The sequence below is a fragment of the Micromonospora sp. WMMD723 genome, assembly GCF_049863385.1.
In the GTDB taxonomy this organism is placed as follows: Bacteria; Actinomycetota; Actinomycetes; order Mycobacteriales; family Micromonosporaceae; genus Micromonospora; species Micromonospora wenchangensis.
Map to the genome: position 1 here is coordinate 589,971 of NZ_JBMKNR010000001.1, position 21,248 is coordinate 611,218.

Below are 21,248 nucleotides of genomic sequence, written 5' to 3' on the forward strand. Positions count from 1 at the left end.
GAACAGTTAGGGCAGCTCATGCTATTCTCCGGCTTCGATGCACCGCCGAGCAGACCCGGACGGGTCACCGCCCGAAGGACGCACTCCCCCCGATGTCGGCCCTACCCGCTCCGACCTCGTCACCGTCGTTACTGGAGCGGCCGGCCGGTGGCGCGCTCCAGCTCATCTTCACCACCCTGCCGGCACTGCTGCGGCTGACCTGCGGGCTGTTCGGTGCGGTGACCGCGCTCGCGGTGCGTACCCCACCGGTGCGGGTGCCGCTGCTGCTGGCCGCCGTGGCCGCACTCACCGGCTGGTCGCTGTGGTACGCGGCGCGGGCCCTGCGGGTCGGCATCGGCCCGGGGCTCGTCGCCGGGGACGTCACGGTCACCGTCGCGGCGAGCCTGCTGGCCCCGGTGCTGGTCGCCCCGGAGGTGCTGCCCGGCGAGGGTAGCTGGCTCGCGGTGCTGGCCAGCACCACCGTGATCAACGCGCAGGCCACCGCACCGGCCCGCTGGTCGGTGCCGGCGGGCCTGCTGGTCACCGCCGGCTACGCGGTCGGCACCTCGGCCGCCGGCAACACGGTCGAGGCCGGCGCGCACGCGGCGACCCTGCTCATGCAGACGGCCTGCGCGGCGATGATGGCGGCGGTGATGCGCCGCTGGATCGGCCGGGCCGACACCTCCTTCGCCGACTTCCAGCGCCTGCGCCGGGACGCGGTGCTGGCCCGCACGGCCCGCGAGGTGGAACGGCGGCAGAACCGGGACCTGCACGACACCGTCCTGGCCACCCTCACCATGGTCGGGCTGGGTGCCCTGCCGGCCGGCTCGGCGGCGTTGCGGGACCGGGCCGCCGCCGACCTGCGTACCCTGGTCCGCCTCGCGCACGCCCGGTCCGCCCCGGCGGGCGAGCCGGCCGACACCGGCCCGGTCGACGTCGACGCCGGCCTGCGCGCGCTGCTCGCCACCCACCCGCAGCTACGGGTGACGGCCACGCTGCCGCCCTGCGCGGCACCGTCGGGGGTGACCGCCGCCCTGGTCGACGCCACCGCCGCCGCGCTGGCCAACGTGGCCCGGCACGCGCCGGACGCCGCCGTGACCGTGCGGCTCGGCCGCGACCACGGCGGCATCGTGGTCGAGGTGGTCGACGACGGTCCCGGTTTCGACCCGGCCGCCGTCCCCCTGCACCGCTACGGGGTACGCGAGTCGATCCGGGGCCGGATGGCCGAGGTCGGCGGCCGGGCGGTGGTGACTTCCGCCCCTGGCGTGGGCACCCGGATCAGGCTGGAGTGGCCGCATGTCGACTGACCTCAGCGCGACCGACCTCAGCGCGAACCGTCTCGGCGCGAACGGTCTCGACACCACCGGTCTCGGCGCGACCGCGCCGGTCCGCGTACCCCGGCCGGTGCCCGGGACGGCGGACGCTGCGGCGGCCGACGGCCCGGCGGTGGACGTGGGCCGGGCCTCGGACCGGGGGGCCCGGATCGCGGCGGTCGCCATCGCCCTGGTGTGGCACCTCGCGATCGGGCTGCCGGCGGTGCTCGGCGCCTGGCCGACGCTGGCCGCCCCCACGGTGGTCGCGGCCGGCTGGCTGGCCACCTGTGCCCTCGGCGGGTACGCCGCACACCGGCTGCTGCGCGGCGTGCCGCCACCGGCGCTGCCACTGGCGGCGGCCCTGCTGGCGGTCGACGCGGCGGTCTTCGCGGCGGCCGGCCGGGAGCAGCTCTTCGCCGCCGCGAACTGGGCATGGACGGGGCTGGCCTGGTTCTTCGTGGTGGTGCTCTGGGGTCGACCGATCCGCTGGATGATCGTCCTGCTGGCCGGGCACGCGGCGATCGCGCTCGCCGCGCTGGTCGGTCACGGGGCGACCGCCCCCGCCGACCTGACCCGCTTCACGATGTACGTCTACGGCACCTCGTCGCTGCCGGTGGCGGTCTTCACCGGTGCGGCGGTGATCGCCACCCTCGCCCGGGAACGCGCCGACACCGCCACGGCGACCCTCGCCGTCCGCGCCGAACGGGACGCCGCCGAACGGGCCTGGGCGGACCGGCGGGCCCGGCTGGCGCTGGTCGGCGGTGCCGCCGAGCAGGTGTTGGCGGAACTGGCCGACGGTCGCGCCGACCCGGGCGACCCGTTCGTGCAACGGCGGTGCGTGCTCGCCGCGACCCGGCTACGTCGCCTGATCGCCGAGTCCGACGACGTGCCGGACCCGTTGTTGCACGAGTTGCGGGCCGCCGCCGACCTGGCCGAACGCAACGGGCTGCCGATCGAGCTGATCGCCATCGGCACGCCGCCGCCGCTGCCCGTGGAGGTCCGTCGACGGCTGGCCGACCCGCTGGCCGCCGCCCTGGCCGATGCCACTGGTTGGGCCCGGCTGACCGTGGTGGCCGGCCCCGACGAGGTGGCGGTCAGTCTGGTCACCCCGGACGGGCAGGGCCCGGAGGCGGCCGATCCGCCGGCCCCCCGGGCCGGCGACGACGACCAGGTGGAACACGTACATGAGCGGGACGGGGAGATCAGGTGGACGCAGACCCGATGGCGCAGGCCATGAGCGGGGAGCGCCCGGTCGGTGTGTCGATAGTCGACGACCATCCGGTGGTGATCGACGGTGTGCGGGCCTGGCTGTCCACCGAGCCCCGGCTGCGGGTGCTCGCCACCGGCGACGACCCGGACCTGGTGCTGCGGGCCGCCCCGGAGGCCGACGTGATCCTGCTGGATCTGCGGCTGCGCGGGCGGATGGTGCTGGACAAGCTGGCCGAGCTGAGCGCCGACGGCCGGCGGGTGGTGGTCTACTCCGAGCACACCGACCCGGCGACCATGCTCACCGCGCTCGACGCCGGGGCGACCGCCTTCCTGGCCAAGCACGAGGGGCGGGAACACTGCGTGGCCACGGTGCTGGCCGCCGCCAGCGACCGCCCGTACGTGCCGCCGGCCCTGGCCGGGGCGATGGTGGGCGATCCGCGCCCGGACCGTCCGGCCCTGTCGGACAAGGAGCGGGAAGCGCTGCTGCTGTGGTTCCAGTCGATGTCGAAGGCGTCGGTGGCCCGCCGGATGCAGATCAGCGAGCACACCGTCAAACAGTATGTGGACCGGGCCCGGATCAAGTACACCCGGGCGGGTAGACCGGCCGCCACGAAGGCGGCGTTACTGGCCCGGGCGATCGAGGACGGTCTCATCCGGCCGGAGGAGATCGGCATCTACCGGTCGCAGGCGTCGTACGACCGGCCGACCCCCTAACGGGTGTCATGACAGCCCGTCACGCCTCGGCGAGGCTGGACGCCAGAAGACCACTGCGCGGGGGAGGTCGTGACGATGCGCGAGAACATGTCCCCGTTCTTCATCGCACCGCACCGGTTCGATGCGCCGGAGAACGATTCCGCTCCCGTGCTCGACAGGCGTTACGAACTCGTCCCCGAGCCCGGCGAACGGGTGCTCGGCCGGTATCCGACGTCGGTGGCCGGCTGCCTGATCAGCCCGACCGGGGCCCGGCGGCACTGGGTGCTGCCCGGCCCCGCCTCGATCACCGTCACCGACCGCCGGCTCGCCTACGTCTGCCTCGCCGGCGACCTGGCCCTGGTCGCCGGGAAGATCGACGCGACGGGGGTCCGGCACCGGCGCAACGTCCGGCTGCCGCGCCTGGTCAGCGGGCAGGTTCGCTGGCAGTGGCCGTCCCGGCTGGAGCTGCGTACCACCGGCCGGCCCACGGCACAGGGCACCGCCGAGGCGGAACTGCTGGTGGTCTGCGACGCGCTGCGGACGATCCAGCAGCCGGCCCTGGCGCTGGGCGGCGCGGTGGGCCCGGTGACCGAGCTGGCCCGGCTGATCCGCCGGACGGTGGCCTGCTTCCGGGTCACCCACCCCGAGCTGGTCGAGCTGGCACCGCCGGAGCGCGACGTGCTCATCCGCCGGGCGACCGCCCCGCCGCTGACCGGTGAGGCGCGGGTGACCCTGCCCGGGTCGCTGCCGGTGGAGTTCCTCTCCCGCGACGACTACTACCGGGTTCCCGAACCCGGTAGTAGTCGCGACGCGGTCGGCAGCTGAGACCGCCCCGACCGGCAGGTCGCTGATCGCGGCGCGGAGGCGCGGCCCTGGTCGCGACGCGGATCAGGGCGTGGAGCGCGACGCGGGTCAGCGCGCGGAGGCGCGCAGTCGGGGCGCGGACGGCGCGGACCGGCGGCCTGGGTAGGTATACCCCTCAGCGTCCTTTCGACCTGATGACGTCGACGAATCACCCGGGACGGCCGTTCCCCGGGACGGCTATTCCCCGGGACGGCTATTCCCCGGGACGGCCGTTTCTCAGGACGGCCGTTCCCCGTGGGCCGACATCGGACCGGGCACCCCTGAATCGCTCACGTCATCAGGTCGAAAGGATGCGAACCCACCATCCTGTCCCCGCCGCCGGGCAGGAGCACCAGGCCGCCCGACACTCCAGCCGCGCCCGAAATTCCAGAAATGCCCGCTCCGCCCCCGACCGGGAGCCGAGCACGCAGCGTGCAGCGGGCAGCGGGCAGCAAGCAGCGGGCACGACGACGGGAACGAACGTCAGGATGCGGTCGAGCGGCGGGGGCGGCGGTCCAGCTCGGCTGCCTCCTGGAGGGTGGGCGCGGTGCCGCCCAGGTGCGCCGGCTGCCACCAGGAGTCGTCCGGGCCGGCCGGCTTGTCGGGGTACTCCTGCTGGGCCCGGTCGACGAGCGCGGTCAGCCGGGTCTTCAGCTCCGCCGTCATCGTGTTGGCGTCCGGGTACGCCGCCGGGTCCATCGGCTCGCCCAGCAGGATGGTGATCGGGGTGTGCCGCCGGGTCAGCGTCTTCGGCCGGCCCTTGGTCCAGAGCCGCTGCGTCCCCCACAGCGCCACCGGCACCAGCGGCACCTCCGCCGCCTGCGCCATCCGGGCCGCCCCGCTCTTCAGCTCCTTCACCGTGAACGAGCGGCTGATCGTCGCCTCGGGGAAGACGCCCACCACCTCGCCGCGCCGCAGCGCGTCCACCGCCGTGTTGTACGAGCCGACCCCCGCCGCCCGGTTCACCGGGATGTGCTTCATGCCGCGCATCAGCGGGCCGGACACCTTGTGCGCGAAGACGTCGTGCTTGGCCATGAACCGCACCAGCCGCCGGGACGGGTGCGCCCCGTACCCGCAGAAGATGAAATCGAGGTAGCTGACGTGGTTGCTGGCCAGCACCGCCCCACCGGTACGCGGGACGTGGTGGTCACCGTCGACGGTCAGGCGCAGGTCGAGGACCCGGAACAGCGTCTTGGCGGTGGCGATCACGGGCGGGTACACGAGTTCCGGCATCCACGTACTTTACCCCGCGTAGGTTACCCGGCCGTGGGGCGGATTCGACCCACCGTGGCGCCCGCCCGACGCACCGTCAGTCGGCCAGTTGGTGCAGATCGAGGCGGCCCCGGGCGAAGGCGTCCACCCGTCCCCAGCGGCCCGGGATGTCCAACACCTCGATGCGTCCCATCCCGACCGGCAGCACCGGCTCCACCGCCAGGTGCCCCTCGTGCGGCTCCAACCCGAGCATGGTGCGCAGCAGCAGCAGCGGCGCCCCCGTCGACCAGGCCTGCGGGCTGCACGCCGTCGGGTACTCGACCGGGAACTTGGTCTGCTCCCGGGGGTAGCCGCCGAACGCCTCGGGCAGCCGCCCGTCGAAGTACGTCGCCGCGTCGAGGATGCCGCTGGCGATGGTGGCGGCCTCCTCGGCGAAGCCGTACCGCCGCAGCCCCCAGGCGATGAACGAGTTGTCGAACGGCCAGATGGTGCCGTTGTGGTAGCCGATCGGGTTGTACCGCACCTCCCCCTCGGCGAGGGTGCGCACGCCCCAACCGGTGAACAGCCGGGGCCCGACCATGTGCCTGGCGATCTTCTCGGCCCGGTCGTGGTCGACGATCCCGCTCCACAGCAGGTGCCCGATGTTGGAGCTGAGCACGTCGCACTGCCGGCCGTCCGGGTCGAGGGCCAGCGCGTAGAACTCCCCGTCGGCCACCCACCAGTCCCGGTTGAAGCGCTCCTTGAGCGCCGCCGCCTCCTGCTCCAGCCGGTCGGCGAACGCCGGGTCACCCCAGAACTCCCGGGCCATCCGGGCCGCCCGCAGCTTGGCGTCGTACGCGTACCCCTGCACCTCGCAGGTGGCCCGGGGGAACGGCGGCAGGCTGCCGTCGGCGTACGAGATGGAGTCCCAGGAGTCCTTCCAGCACTGGTTCTCCAGGCCGGTCTCGGTGTTGCGCCGCTCGTACCAGATGTAGCCGTTTCCGGCCAGGTCGGCGTAGTCGTCGATCCACTTCAGCGCGGCCCGGCACTCCCGTTCCAACTCCTTGACCAGGGCGACGTCACCGCTCCACCGCTCGTACTCGTCGAGCAGGACGACGAACAGCGGGGTGGCGTCCACCGAGCCGTAGTACGGCGAGTGCGGCTGCTCCTCGAACGCGGCCGTCTCGCCGTAGCGCATCTCGTGCAGGATGCGGCCCGGGTCCTCGTCGCGGAAGTCGTCGAACCGGCTGCCCTGCAGCGACGCCAGGATGCGCAGCGTGGTCTTGGACAGCTCCGGGGCGAACGGCAACACCTGCAGGCAGGTCAGGATGCTGTCCCGGCCGAACATGGTCATGAACCAGGGCAGGCCGGCGGCGGGCAGGGTCTGGCCGCCCAGCGACAGCGGCGCGAACCGCAGCGCCGCCAGGTCGATCAGGCTGCGCCGGTAGGTGGCGGCCACCCGGTCGTGCTCACTGTTGACCTTGGGGGCCTTGGCGATCCACTCCTGGAGGTCGTGCTGGAGGGCGAGCCGTTCGTGGCCGTGCGCCGTCACCCCGAGCCGCAGGTCACGCCCCCCGGGGCCGACCGCGAAGGTCTGCACGTCGATCTCGGCGTTCCACTGCTCGTTGGGCTCCAGGTGCACCGAGTACGCGAACCCGTTGCGGTCGTAGCGGGCCGGCCGGGACGACGAGATGACCGTCTCCCGCACGAAGTTGCCCCGCCGGTAGCCCAGCCGCAGCCGGTCGGACCCGGCCTCGGCGTACAGCTCGCCCTTCTTGTTCAGGATCTCGTCCTTGACCTGGAAGAGGTCGGCGAAGTCGGCCCCGGCGTCCATCCGGATCTCCAGGTCGACCGCCTTCTCGTCGTGGTTGAGGATGGTCAGCTTCTCGCGGAAGCTGCCGCCGACCGCGCGCTCCCGGATGATCGACAGCTTGGCGTCGACGTAGTGGGTGGCCATCCCCGGCACCAGGAAGAACCGCGCCTCGTAGTACTGGAGGTCGTCGTAGGACAACGCGTTGAGCCGTTCCCCGTTGATGGTCAGCACCCAACGGGACAGGAACCGCATGTCCAGGGAGAACAGCCCGGTCGGCTCGGTCGGCGTCGCCTCGATGTCACCGGTCTCCTCGGAGACGACGAACGTGTTGCCGTCCAGGATCCGGATCGTGTTGCTCTGTCCCATCACCGCACCTCCCGATGGTGGAGCCGGCGCGGCCCCTGCGCGTCCGGGGAACCGGGGAAGATCCGTTCGATCTGCACCACCAGCCGGGCGTCACCGGTCACCGTCATGTCGCCGCGCAGCACCGCCGCCAGGCCGTTCTCCCGCCCCGCGGCGATCTCCTCGAACAGCGCCGGCGTGGTGCCGATGACGGTGTCGGCCTCCCGGTCCTCCTGGCTGACCGTGAGCTTCCCCCGGTCCACCCGTAGCAGCCAGTGGGTGGTCTGCGCCCCCTCGTGCAGATCGAAACGCAGTGTCCCGGCCGCCTTGTCCAGCAGCGGCTCGTGATCCCGCCGGTTCAGGCTCTCGAAGAACCTCGTGGTCGCGTCCACCATCGGGCCCTCTCCCCCGTCGTCGCCTCGATCTGCCGGTACCCGCACGGGGTCCCCGCCCCGCCCGGCGTCAACCTCGCCCGGATCGGGTGAACCCGACCGGTGCGCACGACGACGCCGGCCCCCGGACGAGTTCCGGGGGCCGGCGTCGGTGGGGCGGACGTCAGTTGTTGGGGTCGTCGGCGCTGATGTCCGCGAGCACCGACTGGGGTTCCCGTTCCACCGCGAGGTCACCCACCGACACCAGGCCCACCAGCCGACCGTCGTCGACCACCGGCAGCCGGCGTACGGCGTAGGTGCGCATCAGCTCGGCGGCGGCGACCGCGTCGTCGTACTGGCTGATCGTGATGACGTCCCGGCTGGTGATCTCCTGGAGCCGGGTGCGGTTCGGGTCGAGGTCCTCGGCGACGCCTCGGACGGTGATGTCCCGGTCCGTCACGATTCCGACGACGTCGTCGCCGCTGGTCACCACCACGTCGCCGATCGCGCTGTCCCGCATCTCCTGCGCGGCGGCGGCGAGGGTGTCGTTGCCGTCCATCGTCACCAACCGGGTCGTCATGAACTCTCCGACCGTTGTCATGGTGCTCCCCTCTCGGTGTCGGCACGGCGGTCTACCCGCCGGCCCCGAGCAGGTAACACCCCGCTCAGCGCAGTTCGGCGGCGACCAGCTCGGCGAGCTGCACGGCGTTCAGCGCGGCACCCTTGCGCAGGTTGTCGTTGGCGCAGAACAGCGCGAGGCCGTGCTCGACGGTCTCGTCGGCGCGCAGCCGACCGACGTACGTCGGGTCCTGGCCGGCCGCCTGCAACGGCGTCGGGACGTCCGACAGCGCCACCCCCGGCGCGCCGTCGAGCAGTTCCCGGGCCCGCTGCGGGGTGATCGGCCTGGCGAACCGGGCGTTGATCTGCAACGAGTGGCCGGTGAACACGGGCACCCGGACGCAGGTGCCGGAGACCTTCAGCTCGGGGATCTCCAGGATCTTGCGGCTCTCGTTGCGCAGCTTCTGCTCCTCGTCGGTCTCGAACGAGCCGTCGTCGACGATCGAACCGGCCAGCGGGAGCACGTTGAAGGCGATCGGCCGGGCGAACGAGCGCGGCGCGGGGAACTCGACGGCCGACCCGTCGTGGGTCAACGCGGTGGCCCCCTCGACGACCTTGCGGACCTGCTCGTCCAGCTCGGCGACACCGGCCAGGCCGGCCCCGGAGACCGCCTGGTAGGTGGCGACGACCAGGCTGACCAGGCCGGCCTCGTCGTGCAGCGGACGCAGCACCGGCATCGCGGCCATCGTGGTGCAGTTCGGGTTGGCGACGATGCCCTTCGGCCGGTCGGCCAGGGCGTGCGGGTTGACCTCGGCGACGACCAGTGGCACCTGCGGGTCGGTACGGAACGCCGACGAGTTGTCGATCACCACGGCGCCGGTCGCGGCGACCCGGGGGGCCAACTCCTTCGCGGTGCCCTTGCCGGCGGAGAACAGCACGATGTCCAGCCCGGAGTAGTCGGCCGTGGCCGCGTCCTCCACGGTGACCTCGCCGTCCCGCCAGGGCAGGGCACGCCCGGCCGACCGGGCCGAGGCGAACAACCGCACCTGCTCCGCCGGGAACTCGCGTTCCGCCAACACCTGCCGCATGACCCCACCGACCTGGCCGGTGGCTCCCACAATGCCGATCCTCATGCCCGCGAGGCTACCCAGCCGCAGGCCCACACCGGGAAGCCTTTCCCACCGCCCGGGTCACGGCCCGCCCGTCCGGTCACCGCCCGTGCCGGTCGCCCTACCGGAAACCCCCGACGGTACGCCCCGACGCCCCGGAAGATCGGCCGTGGCCGGGCCGTCCGGCCGCAGCATCCGCACCGCCGGTCCGACCCGGCGCTCCCGGGGCGGCGCGACCGGAATCACACCGCCCCGGTCGCGCCGACGCCGGTCAGCCGACGTGGTCGGTCACCTCGCCGAGCCCGGAGGCGACCAGCTCGTCCCGGATCGCCGCCGCGTCGCCCTCGACGACCAGGGTCAGCGCCTCCGGGTGCAGGTGGGTGGCGGCGGCGGCCGACACCTGCTCGACGTCGGCGGCGAGCAGCGCCTCCCGCAGCCGGGCGTGGTAGTCGTCGGGCAGGTCGTGCACGACCAGGGTGGTCAACGCCGAGGCGATCGCCCGGGGGCTCTGCAACTCGACCGAGAGCTGCCCGGCCCGCCAGGACCGGGCCACCGCCAGCTCGTCCTCGGTCACCCCGCCGGCCCGGGTACGGCTGATCTCGCCGACCGCCTCGACCAGGGCCGGCGCGGTCACCGCCGTCTGCACGCCGGAGCTGACCGCGAACCGGCCGAACCGGCGGGACGAGGCGAAGTCGCCCCGGATGCCGTACGTGTAGCCGCGTACCTCGCGGATCAGGTGGTTGAGCCGGGAGGTGAACGCCCCGCCCAGCACGGTGCCGGCGAGCGTCATCGGCACGTGGTCGGGGTGGGCGCGGTGCGGTGCCGGGTGGCCCAGCCGCAGCGTGGACTGCACCGACCCGGGCCGGTCCACCAGGATGATCCGCCGGCCGGCGGGCAGCGGCACCTCGATCGGGCCGCCCCGCTCGGCGGGGCCGCCGCCGGTGCCGGCGAACGCCGCCGCGCCCAACGCGTCCAGGTCGAGGCGGTCCAGGTCACCGGCGACGATCAGGGTGCCGGGGCGCAGGAACCACTCGGAGTGGAAGACGGTGACGTCCTCCACGTCGAGCCCGGCCACTGAGCCGGGGTCGCCGTAGAGCGGGCGGCCCCACCTGTTGTCCGCGCCGAACAGGTCGGCGCGCAGCACCGCGTCGGCGCGCGGGCCGGGGTTGGCCCAGTCCATCCGCAGCGCGGTCGCCTCGTCGTCGCGGACCCGGCGCACGTCGTCGGGGTCGAGCCGGGGCGTCCGTACCGCCTCGGCGAGCAGTTCCACCGCCGCACCGAGGCGGTCCACCGGCACCTGGACGCTGACCTGGAAGCTGTCCCAGTCCAGCCCGGTGGCCAGTTCGGTGCCGAGGCCCTCGACGGCGAGGGCGTACCCGGTGGCGTCCCGCTGCGCGGTGCCCTCCTCCAGCGCCTTGGCCAGCACCGCACCGAGACCCTCCTTGCCCACCGGTTCCCGGCCGGCGCCCGCGTCGAGCAGCAGCAGCGCGACGGCGAGGTTCTGGCCGGGCAGGTGCGCGGCGACCACCCGGCCACCGGCGACGTCCCGCCGGACCACGGTCGGGAACCGGTACGGGCGGGCGGTGCCCGGACCCGGCCGGGTGGTGATCAGCGTCATCGGGTCTCCTCCGGCAGGTAGGTCAGGGTCACCCGGTCGGCGGGGGTGAGCAGGTCGGCGGCCAGCTCGGCGATCTGCCCGGCGGTCACCGACAGCCAGCCGGGCAGCCGGTCGGCGGTCTTCGCCGGGTCGCCGAACTGGGTGGCGTACCGACCGAGCGCGTCGGCCCGGCCGTCCACGGTGGACATCTGCCGCCACCAGGCGGTGCTGAGCAGCGCCTTGGCCCGGTCGAGTTCGGCGGCGGTGACCGGCACGGTGGCGAGTTCGTCGACCACCTCGGCGACCCCGGCGGCGAGCTGTTCGGCGCTCACCCCGGGGCGGGCGGTGGCGGTGGCGATCACCGGTGCCGGGGCGTGCGCCAGGTCCACCCCGTACGCCCCGACCAGGTCGGGTTGGGCGAGCCGTTCGCCGTCGGCGAGGCGCTGGTAGAGCCGGCTGCCCCGGCCGCTGCCGAGCACCGTGACGGCCACCGTGGCCACGTCGTAGCCGGGGCTGCCGAACGGGTGGGTGCGGTGCGCGACGTAGACCCGGGCGGCCGGCACGTCGGCGGTGACCGTCTCGACGACGGGTCGGCCGGTGCCGGCGACGGTGTGCCCGTCCGGTGCGGCGGGGATGTCACCGCGGGCCGGGATCGCCCCGAAGTACCGCTGCGCCAGCGTGAACACCTCGGCGGCGGTGGCGTCGCCGACCACGGTCAGCACGGCGTTGTCGGGCGCGTAGTACGTCTGGTGGAACGCCTGGAAGGTGCCCAGGTCGGCGGCGTTCAGGTCGGCCATCGACCCGATCGTCGCGTGGTGGTACGGGTGCCCCGGCGGGTAGAGCAGCGGGAGCAGCCGCAGCCAGGCGTCGCCGTACGGGACGTTCTCGTAGCGTTGCCGCCGCTCGTTCTTGACCACGTCCCGCTGGTTGTCCAGCGTCTCCTGGGTGAGCGCGGGGACCAGCCCGCCCATCCGGTCGGCCTCCAGCCACAGGGCCAGTTCCAGGTGTTCGGCCGGGACGGTCTCGAAGTAGTTCGTCCGGTCCGGGTTGGTGGTGGCGTTGAGCGAGCCACCGGCGCCCTGGATCAGTTTCATGTGTTCGGTCTTGGCGACGTTGACTGAGCCCTCGAACATCAGGTGCTCGAAGAGGTGGGCGAAGCCGGTCTGTCCCGTCGGCTCGTGCCGGGAGCCCACGTCGTACCACAGGTTGACCGCGACCGCCGGTGCGGTGCGGTCCTCGCTCACCACCACGCGCAGGCCGTTGTCCAGTCGGGTCGTCTCGATGGGCCAGGGGTAACCGCTGTCGGGCATGACCCGACGCTATCCGATCTCCACGCCCCGGTGGCGACGTGTCGCCACCGGGGCCTGCGGGTCAGCGGTCGGGACGGGTCAGTCGGGGGGTTCGATCGGGGGGACGGTCTCTTCGGAGGTGCGGTGCTCCAGCACCGTGTCGGGGGCGGCCCCCTGGTCGGCCTCGCGGAGGTCCGACTCGGCGAGGATCGCCTCGGCCTGGGCCTGCGGGTCGTCGCTGCCGACCGCTGCCTCCTCGGGCAGCAGGTGGGCCCGGGACTCCACCCGGTCCTGATCGCTCTGCTCGTGGGTCATGCGCATCCTGTTACCCAGCCGCCCCGCCCGTCACGCCGACCCACCGCCGCCGACCCACCGGGTCAGCGGAACGGGCCGCGCACCTCGTAGGTGATGCCCCCGGCGGAGATCCCGGCCGTGCCACGCTGGGAGGAGAAGTAGAGCCGGCTGCCGTCCGGGGAGAACGCCGGGCCGGTGATCTCCGACGAGGACTGCCCGGTGATCCGCAGGAACGGCGTCACCACCCCGGTCGGGGTGATCAGGTTGATCTCCATGTCGCCGCCGTCCTCGGCGACGTAGAGGTCACCGGAGCGGGTGCCGGTGATGTTGTCCACCCCGGTCAGCGGGGCGGTGCCGCCGGTCACCAGCGAGTCGTCGTACGCCAGGTCGATGCGCTGGCCGACCGCGTCGTACGCCCAGACCCGGTTGTCGCCCTTGGTGGTGAACCAGCAGGTGCCGTCGGCGTACCAGCAGCCCTCGCCGCCGGTGAACCGCTTCGCCCCGGCGACCTGGTTGCGGGTCGCCGTCGGCGAGCCGTCCGGGTCGGGCACCCGGGCCCAGCTCACCGCGCCGCTGGTGGCGGTGCCGGCGACCAGCACCTCCAGGGTGCCTGCGGAGAGGTCACCCCACACGGTGGGGCGGAACCGGTAGAAGCAACCGTCGGTCTCGTCCTCGGTCAGGTAGACCACCTGGCGGACCGGGTCGGCCGCCGCCTCGTGCTTGAACCGGCCCAGCGCCGGGCGCTGCACCGCGGCGGTGCCGCCCTGCGGGTAGGTCTCGTAGACGAAGCCCCGGCTGGTCTCCTCGCAGGAGAGCCAGGTGCCCCACGGCATCGCGCCACCGGCGCAGTTCTGGTTGGTGCCGGACCGGTGCCGGGTTGGGCCGGTGCGGCCGACGCGACGCCGGACCAGAGGCTGCCGGCGAAGACGGCGGCCCCACCGGCGACGGTGGCGCGCAGGACGGTACGACGGTCCATCGGAACCTCCGGGGGATGCGAGCGGTGCCGCCGAAGTTACCGACGGTGGCAGTGACGGAGATGAACGTCAGGCGAGGGTTGGCCGACGGGCGGATGAGTCCTTGCCTCCGCCTCGGGTACGCTTACCGGCGTGACGCGTACGTATCCATGGTTTAGGCAGCCGGCTGCGGAGCCGGTGACCTCACCATGAGCTGACGTCACCGCGTTTCGAGCCGGCCGGGCAGGAGCCTTCGAGCTTCCTGCCCTTCTGTTTACGAGCAGCCGGCTCGACCCGGGCACCGGCCCCGGGCACGGTCGGCGGAAGGACTCCCACCGTGACGACCCCGGACAACGGGCCCACCCCGGACAACGGCGCGGTCATCGACCAACGGATCGACCGTGTCGTGCCGCTGACCACCCCCGCCCTGCTCCTGCACGAGCTGCCCCTGGACCCGCCGCTGGCCTCGGCCGTGCTGGCCGGCCGGCGCGACGTCGGCCGGGTGCTCGACCGCGCCGACGACCGTCTGCTGGTGGTGGTCGGCCCGTGCTCGGTGCACGACCCGGCGGCGGCGCTGGAGTACGCGCACCTGCTGCGCGCCGCCGCCGACCGGCACGCCGACGACCTGCTGGTGGTGATGCGGGTCTACTTCGAGAAGCCGCGCTCCACGGTCGGCTGGAAGGGCCTGATCAACGATCCGGCGCTCGACGGTTCCGGCGACGTGAACACCGGCCTGCGCACCGCGCGGGCGCTGCTGCGCGACGTGGTCCGGCTGGGGCTCCCGGTGGGCTGCGAGTTCCTCGACCCGATCACCCCGCAGTACATCGCCGACACGGTGGCCTGGGGCGCGATCGGTGCCCGGACGGTGGAGAGCCAGGTGCACCGGCAGCTCGCCTCCGGCCTGTCCATGCCGATCGGCATGAAGAACCGCCCCGACGGCAGCATCGGCACCGCCGTGGACGCGATCCGGGCCGCCGGGGTACCGCACGTCTTCCCCGGCATCGACGTCTCGGGCACCCCGGCGATCATGCACACCCGGGGCAACGCCGACGGGCACCTGGTGCTGCGCGGCGGCGGGGGCCGCCCCAACTACGACGCCGAATCGGTGGCCGGGGCGTTGGAACTACTGCGGGCGGCCGGGCTGCCGGAGCGGCTGGTGGTCGACGCCAGCCACGCCAACAGCGGCAAGGACCACCGCAACCAGCCCAGGGTGGCCGACGACGTGGCCGCCCAGCTCGCCGCCGGGCAGCGCGGCATCGTCGGCATCATGCTGGAGAGTTTCCTGCTGGAGGGCCGCCAGGATCTCGACCCGACCCGGGAGCTGACCTACGGCCGGTCGGTCACCGACGCCTGCATCGGCTGGGACACCACGGCAGAGGTGCTGGAGCGGCTCGCCGTCGCGGTGCGGGCCCGCCGGGCCGCCCTGCCCACCCCGGCCTGACGGGTTTGACCGTTTCGGCCCCGGGTAGCAGGGCGGGGTGACCGACGACGCAGCCACGCCCGACGACCTGCCCGGGACCGCCCAGCCGGACCTCCGGCAGCTCGACGAGCTGCTGGATGAGATCTACCACGGCCAGGAACGGCTCAGCCAGGCCGACATCTACCGCTCGGCGGTGGGGGCGGACCTGCCGGCGGAGCTGCTCACCCGGGTCGCCGCCCTCCCCGAGGGGGAGTACGCGGTCGACGAGGTGGCCGACCTGCTGGGCGGGTCGGCGGGCTGACCGGCGACGCCGGCGAGAGGAGATCGAGATGTCCGACCAGACAGAACACCACGAGCGGATGCCCGCCCTCGGCCAACCCCCCGAGGGGCTGGACACCCTGCCCGAACCGGACTTCGCCAACGAGCACGACAAGACGGCGGTCGACCGCGACGTGATCACCGGCGCGGACGCCGACGAGCGGGAACCGGAGGCGTCGCGCGGCTGGGCCGGCGAGGACCACGGCACCACCCCCACCTGAGCGGGCGGCGACGGATGACGGAAAGGGGCCGGCGGACACGATCCGCCGGCCCCTTCCGCGTACGGGTCACCCCTCGTCGTGCCGCCCACCCTCGGCGGCCTGCTGCGCCACCGCGTACCCCATCTGGAGGAAGTCGGACGCGGCGACGGCGGTCAGCGCGGTCGCCACCAGCCGGGTCAGCCGGGGGGCCAGCACCAGGCCGCCGGTGAGCCCGGTGGCCACCCAGACGGCCAGGCAGAACGGGCAGCTCAGCAGCTCACCGATCGCGTGCCGGGTGGAGCTGCCCTGGTCGCGGACCTGTTCCATCACCTCGCCGCTGCCGATCGGCCGGTCGTAGCGGGTGAACGGGGCCCGCAGCGGGCTGGTCACCGCGTCCTTGGACAGCAGCCGGCTCAGCTTGTGGGTGGCGACGGCGAGCAGCACCACGTCACCCGGGGAGGGCCGTTCGGGCACCGGCCGGCCGGTCGCCTTCACCAGCGCCGCGATGGAGGCGGTCACCCCGGCGTACGTGCCCATCGCCGCCAGGTAGCCGCCCAGCGGTCGGTGCTCGTGCGGCGCGTACGCCTGGCGCAGCCGCGCCACCTTCTGCTTCAGACCACCGTCGGTCACCGGTTCTCCTCGTTCGTGGGCCGCACCGTCGGGTGCGGCGCGTCGGGGTGGGCGGGTGGGGTCAACCTGCGGTCAGGTTCTCGGCGACCTCACGTTCGAGGTTGGCAAGCGACTCGTCGGCCAGGCCGGCGTCCGCGCCCGCGGGCAGGTCCAGCCGGACCCGGGCCCCACCGGCGTCGGCCGGGGCGACCCGTAGCTCGGCCGTGCCGTCGGGGCCGTCCCAGCGGGCGTGCAGTTCGTCGTCGGAGCGGCTGCTCGGGGTCGGGCCGTCGGTCCGCAGCGCCCCGGGCAGCCAGGCGTCGATCCGCTCGGGGTCGGTGGCGGTGCTGAACACCACCTCGGGCGGCGCGGACATGCCGCGCTCGGCGCGGGTGCCCATCAGGCGTCCCGCAGCCGGTGCGGGTCCACCTCGCGGCCGGGGTGCCGGGCCAGGTACTCGGTCTCCAGCTCGGCGGTGCGGCGCAGGTGGTTGGCGAGCGCCGAGTCGGCGGCGTGGCGCAGCGTGTCGAGCCGGGTGCGGTGCAGGCTCTGCAACTCGCGGATCAGGTCGTCGTCGGCGAGCTCCGCCGGGTCCACCCCGAGCAGCTCGCCGTCGGTCTCGGTGACCACGGTGGCGGCCCGGTGGACGTGGTCACCGTCCCATTGCGGCATGCGCTGTTCGGTGCTGGAGTCGTCGGAGCGGTGTGCTGAGTCGGTCATGTCGTCCCCTCGGGTTCGACTGGTCTGGCTGTCTAGACGGTTGCCCAGCCGGGCTGGCACCAAACCAGCGGCGCGGCGGCGGCGGACCGCCCGACGGCGCGGCGACTACGACGTCGCGTCGGAGACGCCGGGTCCTCCCGGTACCCTCGACGGCATGAAGCGGCTCTGGACACCGGCGTGGATCGTCCGCCACGTGGCCCTGGTCGTCCTGGTCACGGGATTCCTGGCGCTGGGCTGGTGGCAGATCAGCCGGGCCGCTTCCGGTAACACGCTGAGCTGGGCGTACGCGGTGGAGTGGCCGATCTTCGCCGGTTTCGTGGTCTTCGTCTGGTGGCGGGAGGTCCGGCACGCGCTACGCGCCCCCACCGCCGCGCCCCCGCCGGCCGGGGCGGCACCGGCCGAGCCGGCCACCCCCGGGCCGGGTACCCCGGTGGTGCGGCGGCCGGTGCGGGTCGCCCGGGTGCCGGCGGCCCCGGTCGACGGCGCGGACGACGCCGACCTGGCCGCGTACAACCGCTATCTGACCTGGTTGAACGACAATCCGGGCGCGAGGCCCGGCGACTATCCCGGCTGAGGCCGGTCGGAAGGACGGACGACGGTGGGCGGAGCCCTTACCCGGTACCGCGTGATCGCCTGGATCGTGGGCGTGGCGCTGGCCGTGCTGGTGCTGATCGGCATGCCGCTGAAGTACGCGTTCGACGAGCCGATCGTGGTGGCCGTCGTCGGCACCGCGCACGGCTGGCTCTACCTGCTCTACCTGGCCGCCACCTTCGACCTGGGCCGGCGGGTGGACTGGCCGCTCAAGCGGATGCTGCTGGTGATGCTCGCCGGCACGGTGCCGTTCGTGTCGTTCGTCGCGGAACGCAAGGTGACCCGCGAACTGGCGGCCAGCGCGCCGACCCGTACGCCGGAGCCGGTCGGCCGCTGACCCGGAACCGGCCGCCGCCCGACCGGACCACGCCGGCCCGCTGAGGCGGCGGCCCGTACCGGGCGGCACGGGCCGCCGCCTCAGCGGGCCGGTCGCCAGTAGGTGGCCGTGGGTGACGGGTCGTCCGCGTCGGGGTAGCGGTGCTGCTCCCGGGCCCGGTGCAGGGCGTCGACCACCTGCTCGAACTGCTCCCGGTCGTCGCTGCTGAACAGCAGCAGCTCGGTGCCGTGGCAGTGGCCGTACAGCTCGTGCGCCGGTGGCCGCCAGCGGTCGCCGAGCAGCACCAGCAGCACCGGCAGCAGGCACACCACACCCAGCGCCAGGTAGGCCCCGGCGGTGAGTCGTTCCAGCCCGCCGGTGAAACCGAGCAGGACGCCGACGGTGCCCGCCCCGACGGCGGCGCAGGTGACGACCCGGACGGCGAGCCGGTCGTGCGGCCCGCGGCCGGTACGCAGGTGGGTGAGGTCGGCGACGGCGTAGCTGCTGCGGCCGGCGGTGAACCGTTCGGTGGTCACCACGATGCCGGGCCGGGCGTAGAGCAGGGTGGTCGGTCGGGACCAGTGTGGCGGTCGGGTGCTGGCGCGGTCTGCCTGCACGGCGTCCTCCCGGGGCCGACGGAGCCGGTCGCCCCACCACCACGCCACCTGCGTACGGCGGGATTCCCGGCCGGGGCTCCAGTCTGGTGCCGACCCGCCCGGACCGCTCTCCGATTTCCGACACATCCGGCGAGCGCGACGTCCCCGCGTCGCCGGCATCTGACCACCATTCCGGTTTTATCCGACTATTAGCACGCGTTCCACACCGGTATCCGTCTGGAACGACGAATCAGACCTTCCTCGCACACCTCGCAGAACCCGGGCACCGGCCGTCCGTCCCGCATCAGCGGTGTCACCTGCCACAACGACCCGCCGGAGCGCTCAGCCAACATTCGCCGCTGCTTTGTCTGCGCGTCACTCCCGCCACAGGTTAGGTTGATCGGGCCGGCTCGGTACACGGCCGTCCATCCGGACGGGCCCGGGCCGGTGTCGCCGGGGGCTCAGCATCCTCCGGTGACCGGTGGGAGAGGAGTCTTCCGCTCTTGTCGTCCTTACGGATGCTGCTGCGCACCCTGGTGGTCGCCGGCCTGTCGGCCGCGTTGATCGCCCCGTCGGCCCCGGTCCGGGCCGAGCCCTCGGTCGCCGACCTCACCGCCCGGATCGAGCGGTCCTCGGCCGAGCTGGAACGGATCGTCGAGTCGTACAACAAGCTCAACGAGGAGATAAAGACGAACCAGGCCACCGCGGCCGGACTGCACGCGCGGATCGGCCCCCTGGAGGCCCAGGCCGCCCAGAGCCGGGCGGCGGTGGGCGAGATCGCGGCCACCGCGTACAAGACCGGTGGGTTGCGGACGGCCGAGGCGATCCTCGACCCGGCCGGTGGCTCGCTGGTCGACCGGCTCGGCACCCTCGACCAGCTCACCCGGCACCGGCAACAGCAGATCGACGGGTACACCGCCGACCAGCGGGCGCTGCTCGACCAGAAGGCCAAGCTGGACGCGACGCTCGCCAGGCAGGCCGCCCAGTCGAAGGCGCTCACCAAGACCAAGAAGCGGATCGAGCAGGATCTGTCGAAGCTCTACGACATGCGGCGGGCGGCGTACGGTCGGGCGACCGAGGCCCCGGTCAAGAAGCCGAAGAGCGCGACGCCACCCGACACCTCCGACACGCCGGCCGTCTCCGGCGGTGCCGGGGCCGCCGTCCGGTACGCCTACGGGGCGATCGGCAAGCCGTACGTCTGGGGGGCCGAAGGGCCCCGCGGGTACGACTGCTCCGGCCTGACGCTCGCCGCCTGGCGGTCCGCCGGCAAGCGGCTGCCGCACAACGCGGCGATGCAGTGGAACGCCACCTCCCGGGTCAGCCGTAGCGAGCTGCGCCCCGGTGACCTCGTCTTCTATTCGGGGCTGGGACACGTCGCGCTCTACGTCGGCGACGGTCAGGTGATCGACGCGCCGAGTGCCGGGCGCAACGTGCTCAAGCGGAAGATGAACATGATGAGCATCGCCGGCTACGGCCGGGTCCGCTGACCGGCACGACAACGGCGAACGGCCGGCGTCCCCCTATCGGACGCCGGCCGTTCGCCGTCATTACTACCAGCTCAGGTCACCTGCGGGACGGCCAGCTCAGGCCGCCTGGAGGCCCTCCGCGCGGGCCAGCTCACGCAGCCGGCCGAGCGCCTGGATCTCCAGCTGGCGGATGCGCTCCCGGGAGAGCGAGAAGCGGGACGCCACCTCGGTGAGCGAGTGCTCCCGCCCGTCCTCCAGGCCGTACCGGGCCCGCATGATGCCGGCGGACCGGTCGTCGAGGTGGTTGAGCAGGCCCTCGATGCGCTGCCGCTCCAACCCGGTGAGGACGATGTCCTCCGGGGACGGGGCGTCGCTGTCGGCGACCAGGTCACCGAGGTTGGTGTCGCCGTCGTCCCCGACCGGGGTGTCCAGCGACACCGTGTCCTGCGACCAGCGGACCAGCTCGTTGACCCGCTCGACGGTGACGCCGAGGGCGGCCGCGATCTGCTCCGGCTCCGGGTCGCCACCCAGCTCACGGGTGAGCTGCCGGGCCACGTTGCGCATCCGGTTGACGTCCTCGACCAAGTGCACGGGCAGCCGGACGGTGCGTTCCTGCTGCGCGATGGCCCGGCTGATCGCCTGCCGGATCCACCAGGTGGCGTAGGTGGAGAACTTGTAGCCCCGCTCGTAGTCGAACTTCTCGACCGCGCGCACCAGACCGGTGTTGCCCTCCTGGATCAGGTCCAGCATGGGCATCCCGGAGCGCACGTACCGGCGGGCGATCGAGACGACCAGTCGCAGGTTGGCCCGGATGAAGAGATCCTTCGCCCGCTCCCCCTCGACGACCAGCCGCTCCAGGTCGTCCCGGTCGACCCCGGCGGGGACGCGGTCCTCGCCGAGCAGGTGCTCGGCGTAGAGGCCGGCCTCGATCGCCTTGGAGAGGTCGACCTCCTTGGCGGCGTCCAGCAGTGGCGTCCGGGAGATCTCGTGAAGGTAGACGCCGACCAGGTCACGCTCCTCGGCGACCTCGTCGGTTCGCATGCCGATGTTCTTGTCCACGGTGTCCACGGTCCCCTCGCTCGCGCCGGTTGCCCGGTTCCTTGCCATCCCCACGTCCATCAGCCCTCCCCCGTGCAACGCCCCTGCTGCCCGCCGGTGCTGACACCTGCACAACAGTCGAGACGGGTCGGGGATTCCATGTCGTGAGTCGAAAGTGTCACGAATGCCTGAGTACCAGCTGAAAGCCCGGTCCACGTTTGCTGTCAGCGGCCCCGTGGGGCCGGCTGCCGGCTGCGCGATCGCCGCTGGTCGGCACGGTTGTCGGCGGTGGTACGCCGGGCCCCGCGTCATTGCGGCGCCCCGGTAAACCGCGATCCTCGTCACCGTCCGGCTGCGACCGGAGTCACTGCCAGATACGGGCCGGTGGACCGGTCGGTTCACCAGGCGGTCCTGGATTAC

General features: G+C 73.3%; 23 protein-coding genes and 1 pseudogene. 10 read left to right on the forward strand and 14 right to left on the reverse strand.

Annotation, left to right across the window (positions count from 1 at the left end; all coding sequences use genetic code 11):
* Positions 1 to 92 precede the first annotated feature (92 nt).
* The 4 genes from ACN261_RS02675 to ACN261_RS02690 all read left to right on the forward strand — a co-directional run bounded on the left by ACN261_RS02675 (position 93) and on the right by ACN261_RS02690 (position 4,019).
* Positions 93 to 1,286: a sensor histidine kinase gene (locus ACN261_RS02675; protein ID WP_425848230.1), complete on the forward strand. Its 1,194-nt coding sequence runs from the start codon at positions 93 to 95 to the stop codon at positions 1,284 to 1,286.
* A complete protein-coding gene (locus ACN261_RS02680) occupies positions 1,276 to 2,529 on the forward strand; it encodes a hypothetical protein (protein WP_425848233.1) in 1,254 nt (417 codons plus the stop codon). Before ACN261_RS02675 ends, ACN261_RS02680 begins: the two co-directional genes overlap by 11 nt.
* On the forward strand, positions 2,499 to 3,215 hold the full coding sequence (locus ACN261_RS02685; protein ID WP_421483807.1) for a response regulator: 717 nt from the start codon (positions 2,499 to 2,501) through the stop codon (positions 3,213 to 3,215). The genes ACN261_RS02680 and ACN261_RS02685 overlap by 31 nt, the downstream gene beginning before the upstream one ends.
* A gap of 75 nt (positions 3,216 to 3,290) precedes the next feature.
* A complete protein-coding gene (locus ACN261_RS02690) occupies positions 3,291 to 4,019 on the forward strand; it encodes a hypothetical protein (RefSeq protein ID WP_421483808.1) in 729 nt (242 codons plus the stop codon).
* 501 nt (positions 4,020 to 4,520) lie between these two features.
* Here ACN261_RS02690 and ACN261_RS02695 read toward each other — a convergent pair.
* From ACN261_RS02695 to ACN261_RS02735, 9 genes and pseudogenes are all read right to left on the reverse strand, one after another.
* Positions 4,521 to 5,270: a lysophospholipid acyltransferase family protein gene (locus ACN261_RS02695; protein ID WP_421483809.1), complete on the reverse strand. Its 750-nt coding sequence runs from the start codon at positions 5,268 to 5,270 to the stop codon at positions 4,521 to 4,523.
* A 76-nt stretch (positions 5,271 to 5,346) separates the two neighbouring features.
* Complete coding sequence (locus tag ACN261_RS02700) at positions 5,347 to 7,407, reverse strand: glycogen debranching N-terminal domain-containing protein (RefSeq protein WP_421483810.1); 2,061 nt, start codon at positions 7,405 to 7,407, stop codon at positions 5,347 to 5,349.
* The gene (locus tag ACN261_RS02705; protein WP_421483811.1) at positions 7,407 to 7,778 is read right to left on the reverse strand and encodes an SCP2 sterol-binding domain-containing protein; all 372 of its coding nucleotides are present in this window, start codon (positions 7,776 to 7,778) and stop codon (positions 7,407 to 7,409) included. Before ACN261_RS02705 ends, ACN261_RS02700 begins: the two co-directional genes overlap by 1 nt.
* A 160-nt stretch (positions 7,779 to 7,938) precedes the next feature.
* Positions 7,939 to 8,355, reverse strand: coding sequence for a CBS domain-containing protein (locus ACN261_RS02710; protein ID WP_421483812.1), 417 nt, complete (start codon positions 8,353 to 8,355; stop codon positions 7,939 to 7,941).
* A 64-nt stretch (positions 8,356 to 8,419) separates the two neighbouring features.
* Positions 8,420 to 9,445, reverse strand: a complete 1,026-nt coding sequence (locus ACN261_RS02715; protein ID WP_088642711.1) for an aspartate-semialdehyde dehydrogenase — start codon at positions 9,443 to 9,445, stop codon at positions 8,420 to 8,422.
* A gap of 247 nt (positions 9,446 to 9,692) precedes the next feature.
* Positions 9,693 to 11,039: a M16 family metallopeptidase gene (locus ACN261_RS02720; RefSeq protein ID WP_421483813.1), complete on the reverse strand. Its 1,347-nt coding sequence runs from the start codon at positions 11,037 to 11,039 to the stop codon at positions 9,693 to 9,695.
* Positions 11,036 to 12,328: a M16 family metallopeptidase gene (locus ACN261_RS02725; protein ID WP_421483814.1), complete on the reverse strand. Its 1,293-nt coding sequence runs from the start codon at positions 12,326 to 12,328 to the stop codon at positions 11,036 to 11,038. Before ACN261_RS02725 ends, ACN261_RS02720 begins: the two co-directional genes overlap by 4 nt.
* A gap of 78 nt (positions 12,329 to 12,406) precedes the next feature.
* Complete coding sequence (locus ACN261_RS02730) at positions 12,407 to 12,622, reverse strand: hypothetical protein (protein WP_425848241.1); 216 nt, start codon at positions 12,620 to 12,622, stop codon at positions 12,407 to 12,409.
* A gap of 62 nt (positions 12,623 to 12,684) precedes the next feature.
* Positions 12,685 to 13,577 (reverse strand): annotated as a pseudogene (locus ACN261_RS02735) (alkaline phosphatase PhoX).
* 314 nt (positions 13,578 to 13,891) lie between these two features.
* Here ACN261_RS02735 and ACN261_RS02740 point away from each other — a divergent pair.
* Genes ACN261_RS02740 through ACN261_RS02750 form a run of 3 tightly spaced genes read left to right on the forward strand, consistent with a single transcriptional unit; the run spans position 13,892 to position 15,513 of the window.
* Positions 13,892 to 14,995, forward strand: coding sequence for a 3-deoxy-7-phosphoheptulonate synthase (locus ACN261_RS02740; RefSeq protein WP_421483817.1), 1,104 nt, complete (start codon positions 13,892 to 13,894; stop codon positions 14,993 to 14,995).
* Between the two features lie 37 nt (positions 14,996 to 15,032).
* Positions 15,033 to 15,275: a hypothetical protein gene (locus ACN261_RS02745; protein ID WP_421483818.1), complete on the forward strand. Its 243-nt coding sequence runs from the start codon at positions 15,033 to 15,035 to the stop codon at positions 15,273 to 15,275.
* Between the two features lie 28 nt (positions 15,276 to 15,303).
* Positions 15,304 to 15,513: a hypothetical protein gene (locus ACN261_RS02750; RefSeq protein ID WP_421483819.1), complete on the forward strand. Its 210-nt coding sequence runs from the start codon at positions 15,304 to 15,306 to the stop codon at positions 15,511 to 15,513.
* Positions 15,514 to 15,579: 66 nt separating this feature from the next.
* Here the strand turns inward: ACN261_RS02750 and ACN261_RS02755 are convergent, their stop codons facing one another.
* The 3 genes from ACN261_RS02755 to ACN261_RS02765 form a co-directional block, all read right to left on the reverse strand.
* Positions 15,580 to 16,122 carry a DUF1360 domain-containing protein gene (locus ACN261_RS02755; RefSeq protein WP_421483820.1) on the reverse strand — a complete coding sequence of 181 codons (543 nt, stop codon included), beginning with the start codon at positions 16,120 to 16,122 and terminating at the stop codon, positions 15,580 to 15,582.
* Between the two features lie 61 nt (positions 16,123 to 16,183).
* A complete protein-coding gene (locus tag ACN261_RS02760; RefSeq protein ID WP_421483821.1) occupies positions 16,184 to 16,501 on the reverse strand; it encodes a hypothetical protein in 318 nt (105 codons plus the stop codon).
* Positions 16,501 to 16,821, reverse strand: a complete 321-nt coding sequence (locus ACN261_RS02765) for a DUF6158 family protein (protein ID WP_421483822.1) — start codon at positions 16,819 to 16,821, stop codon at positions 16,501 to 16,503. Before ACN261_RS02765 ends, ACN261_RS02760 begins: the two co-directional genes overlap by 1 nt.
* A gap of 154 nt (positions 16,822 to 16,975) precedes the next feature.
* Here ACN261_RS02765 and ACN261_RS02770 point away from each other — a divergent pair, with 154 nt between their 5' ends.
* Together ACN261_RS02770 and ACN261_RS02775 are read left to right on the forward strand one after the other, a co-directional pair.
* On the forward strand, positions 16,976 to 17,395 hold the full coding sequence (locus ACN261_RS02770) for a hypothetical protein (protein ID WP_421483823.1): 420 nt from the start codon (positions 16,976 to 16,978) through the stop codon (positions 17,393 to 17,395).
* A 24-nt stretch (positions 17,396 to 17,419) separates the two neighbouring features.
* A complete protein-coding gene (locus ACN261_RS02775; protein WP_425848247.1) occupies positions 17,420 to 17,749 on the forward strand; it encodes a DUF3817 domain-containing protein in 330 nt (109 codons plus the stop codon).
* Positions 17,750 to 17,829: 80 nt separating this feature from the next.
* Here the strand turns inward: ACN261_RS02775 and ACN261_RS02780 are convergent, their stop codons facing one another.
* Entirely contained in the window at positions 17,830 to 18,345 is a 516-nt protein-coding gene (locus tag ACN261_RS02780) for a DUF6232 family protein (RefSeq protein WP_421483825.1), read from the reverse strand.
* Positions 18,346 to 18,827: 482 nt separating this feature from the next.
* On the opposite strand from ACN261_RS02780, the gene ACN261_RS02785 reads away from it, so the two are divergent.
* The gene (locus ACN261_RS02785; protein ID WP_425848250.1) at positions 18,828 to 19,811 is read left to right on the forward strand and encodes an NlpC/P60 family protein; all 984 of its coding nucleotides are present in this window, start codon (positions 18,828 to 18,830) and stop codon (positions 19,809 to 19,811) included.
* Between the two features lie 96 nt (positions 19,812 to 19,907).
* On the opposite strand, the gene ACN261_RS02790 is transcribed toward ACN261_RS02785, so the two are convergent.
* On the reverse strand, positions 19,908 to 20,897 hold the full coding sequence (locus ACN261_RS02790) for a sigma-70 family RNA polymerase sigma factor (RefSeq protein ID WP_211291410.1): 990 nt from the start codon (positions 20,895 to 20,897) through the stop codon (positions 19,908 to 19,910).
* Between the last annotated feature and the right edge of the window lie 351 nt (positions 20,898 to 21,248).